The organism is Nostocoides sp., assembly GCF_035343835.1.
In the GTDB taxonomy this organism is placed as follows: domain Bacteria; phylum Actinomycetota; class Actinomycetes; order Actinomycetales; family Dermatophilaceae; genus Nostocoides_A; species Nostocoides_A vanveenii.
The window spans coordinates 1-3184 of sequence record NZ_DAOQZV010000312.1; the positions used below are offsets into that span (position 1 = coordinate 1).

A 3184-nucleotide genomic window follows, 5' to 3' on the forward strand; every position below is an offset into this window, starting at 1 on the left:
GCTGAACATCAGCTCGCACCCCGGCAACACCTCGGGCGTTCCCCCCAGCGCCGCGTTCAGCTCGTCGAGGAGGGCCGCGCGCGCCGCCGGGTCTTCGGGCAAGACCGAGCCCACACCCGGACCAGCCGCAGCGGCGCCTGCGCTGCCAGCGGCGACCGCTTGGGACCGCGTCATCGGCCCTTCGGTGAGCTTGCGCCGCTCCCCCTCGCTGACCGTCGCGGCCGCTGCATTGCGCGAGTCCAAGTCATTGGCCGCCCACGAGGCCGACAAGAGCATCACCTGGGAGATGAAGTTCATAAAAACCAGCAGACCGACCGCGACGGCGACCGACGCGAGCAATGGATTGCTCGTCGCATTGGCGATCAGGCGGGAGGCGAAGGTCTGGATGATGGTCATACCCACGCCGCCGAAGATCGCGCCATTGCGCAGGCCGGCCCAGGGCAGGTCCACGCCTGACAGGACGCGCAGCATCAGCGCCACCAGGAGCGTGTTGGCCAGCACCGAGGCCAGGAGCCCGACGACGGTCACCACCCAGGCCTGGTCCCCGATGCCGATCCACGAGGCAAAGGTGGAGGCCACGGCATTGGCGATGGTGTTCACGGCGGCCGCTACGACGACGCCGACGCCGAGCAGGAGGAGCACCCCGAACTTGCGCAGCAGCACCAGCGCGAAATTGCCGCCGGGATCCTGGGTGCCGAAGATCTGACGGATGCCCGAGCGCAGGGCGCCGAGCCAGCCCATGCCCGCCCAGATCAGGCCGACGAACCCGACAATCGCCGTCACGCTCAGGGCGGCGCCGCTAGGGGCGGAGATGGGGATGATGCCGTTCTTGCCGTTGGCGTCCTGGACGAAGCCGGGCAGTTGCCCGTTGATGGCGTCGCGGATCTGGTCGAGGATCTCGGGGTTGTTGCGCAGCACCAGGCCGAAGACGGTGAACGCCAAGGCGACCGCGGGGAAGATCGAGAAGAAGGCGAAATAGGCGACGCCGCCCGCGAGCAGGCTGCCGTTGGCCTTGCTGTAGCGCTGGTAGGCCCGCATAGGCGCCCAGGCCTGAACCCGCGCCCACACCTTCTTGATCGCGTCCATCGCCGCCCCCTTCTCTACGGCGCCGTCTGCCGCCCCAGTTCGAAGGCGACCACCGGTCGCCAGATCTCGTCGGCACCATGGTGGTAGAGATGGACGGCCCGAGCGACGAAAGCACCCGTGAAAGTTGCCAGCCCGGCCTCGGCGACGTCGAGTTGGGCCTCGCTGACGTGGTGGGCGATGGTGACGTGCGGGTGGTAGTCGAAGTCGAGCGGCCGCTCGATCGGACCGGAGCGGATCGCCTGCTCCATTCGGGCGCACTCGTCCATACCCCGGGTCACTCGGACGAAGACGACCGGCGAGACCGGGCGGAAGGTCCCCGTCCCGGTCAGTTCGACGGTAAACGCGTCCGCAGCCGCGGCAACCGCGACGCAGTGGGCCTCGACCGCCGCTAGCTCATCCTCGGCGACCTCGGTGGGTGGCAGCAGGGTGATGTGGGGCGGGATGGCATACGCCAAGGGGTCGCCGAAATGCTCGCGGCGCTCCTGCAGATAACTACCGAACGGCTCGGGGATGTCGACAGCAACACCGATCGTAGGCATGGAGAAGGAGGTTACCCGCCGTCAGGCCCGGCGCGGGAGCAGGCCCAGCCGGTCGTGGAAGCGTTCGAGCACGTCAGCGGCCACCAGGCGAGCTTTGGCCGACCCCTCCGCAAGGAGCCGGTCGATCTCGGCCGGGTCGGCGAGCAGCTCGGCCATCCGGGACTGGAAGGGCTCGATGGCGGCGACGACGACATCGGCAACCTCGGCTTTGAGGTCGCCATAGCCCTTGCCCTCGAAGGCCCGCTCCAAGTCCGCCACGGTCGTGCCGGACAGCGTCGAGTGCATGACGAGCAGGTTCGAGACGCCCGGCTTGTTCTCGGGGTCGAAGCGGATCTCCCTCTCGGTGTCGGTCACGGCGGACTTGATCTTCTTCACGATCCGCTTAGGGTCGTCCATCAGGTCGATCAGGCCGAGATCGGCCGAGATCGACTTCGACATCTTGGCGGTTGGGTCCTGCAAGTCCTGGATCTTGGCGCTGCCCTTGACGATATAGGGCTCGGGGACGACGAAGGTCTCGGGGAAGCGCGCGTTGACCCGCTCGGCCAGGTCGCGGGTCAGCTCCAGGTGCTGGCGCTGGTCCTCGCCCACCGGGACGAGGTTCGCGTCATACAACAGGATGTCGGCGGCCATCAGGATGGGATAGGTGAAGAGGCCGACGTTTGCCGTCTGGCCCTTGGCGACCTTGTCCTTGAACTGGGTCATCCGGTTGGCCTCACCGAAGGCGGTGTGGCAGGCCAGGAGCCACGACAGCTCGGTGTGCTCGGTGACGAAGCTCTGGAGCACCAGCGTCGAGCGCGCAGGGTCCACGCCGCCCGCAAGGAACTGTGCGGCGGTGCGTCGCGTGCGCGCGCGGAGGACCTCGGGATCGGTCTGGACGGTCAGCGCGTGCAGGTCGACGACGCCGTAGAAGGCGTCGTAGTCGTCCTGCAGCTTGACCCAGTTGACCAGCGCGCCCAGGTAGTTGCCGAGGTGGAGCGAGTCGCTCGTCGGCTGCATGGCCGAGAAGATGCGCGGACGCGCAGGGGCGAGCGTCGGGTCGGTGGGCATGGTCGGCATTCTAGGTCGCTGCCCGAGACCTAAGCTGCCACGTATGACGCTCGCCGCTGCCTTCGAGTCCGCCTTCGGCCGCCCCCCGGCGGGGGTGTGGTCGGCACCCGGACGCGTCAATCTGATCGGTGAACACACCGACTACAACGGCGGCCTGGCCCTGCCGGTCGGCCTGTCCAAGCGCACGTATGCCGCGGCAGCACCCCGCGACGACGCCCGCCTGCGCGTGGCGTCGCTGCAGGCCGAGGGCGTGGTCGAGATGGCCCTGGCGGACATCGGGCCCGGACGGATCGAGGGGTGGGCGGCCTACGTCCTGGGGGTGGCGTGGGCGCTGCGCGAGGCCGGCCTGCCGGTGGGCGGTGCCGACATCCTGCTCGACGGGCAGGTTCCACTGGGCGCGGGGCTGTCCAGCTCGGCGGCCATCGAGTGCGCGGCCGGGGCGGCCTTGTCGGACCTCTACGACCTGGGGCTGCTCGCGGACGACGACGCGCGGGCGCGGCTGGCCGCGCTGG

At 69.1% G+C, this 3184-nt stretch carries 4 protein-coding genes; 1 reads left to right on the top strand and 3 read right to left on the bottom strand.

The genetic code is table 11. From position 1 onward, the window contains the following. The 3 genes from PKH97_RS15370 to trpS form a co-directional block, all read right to left on the bottom strand. Positions 1–1086: YihY/virulence factor BrkB family protein (locus PKH97_RS15370; RefSeq protein ID WP_324388476.1), on the bottom strand; the 1086-nt coding region annotated here is incomplete at its 3' end. Positions 1087–1100: 14 nt separating this feature from the next. Then, on the bottom strand, positions 1101–1625 hold the full coding sequence (locus tag PKH97_RS15375) for a 2'-5' RNA ligase family protein (protein ID WP_324388478.1): 525 nt from the start codon (positions 1623–1625) through the stop codon (positions 1101–1103). A gap of 21 nt (positions 1626–1646) precedes the next feature. Beyond that, positions 1647–2681, bottom strand: a complete 1035-nt coding sequence (gene trpS, locus PKH97_RS15380; RefSeq protein ID WP_324388479.1) for a tryptophan--tRNA ligase — start codon at positions 2679–2681, stop codon at positions 1647–1649. A gap of 34 nt (positions 2682–2715) precedes the next feature. On the opposite strand from trpS, the gene PKH97_RS15385 reads away from it, so the two are divergent. Further along, positions 2716–3184, top strand: a 469-nt coding sequence (locus PKH97_RS15385; protein WP_324388480.1) for a galactokinase family protein, incomplete at its 3' end; no start/stop codon positions are given.

What these genes read in the sequence shown, in the direction of transcription:
- PKH97_RS15375 (WP_324388478.1), bottom strand. Translation starts at nt 1,625, where the DNA reads ATGCCTACGATCGGTGTTGCTGTCGACATCCCCGAGCCGTTCGGTAGT.
- trpS (WP_324388479.1), bottom strand. Translation starts at nt 2,681, where the DNA reads ATGCCGACCATGCCCACCGACCCGACGCTCGCCCCTGCGCGTCCGCGC.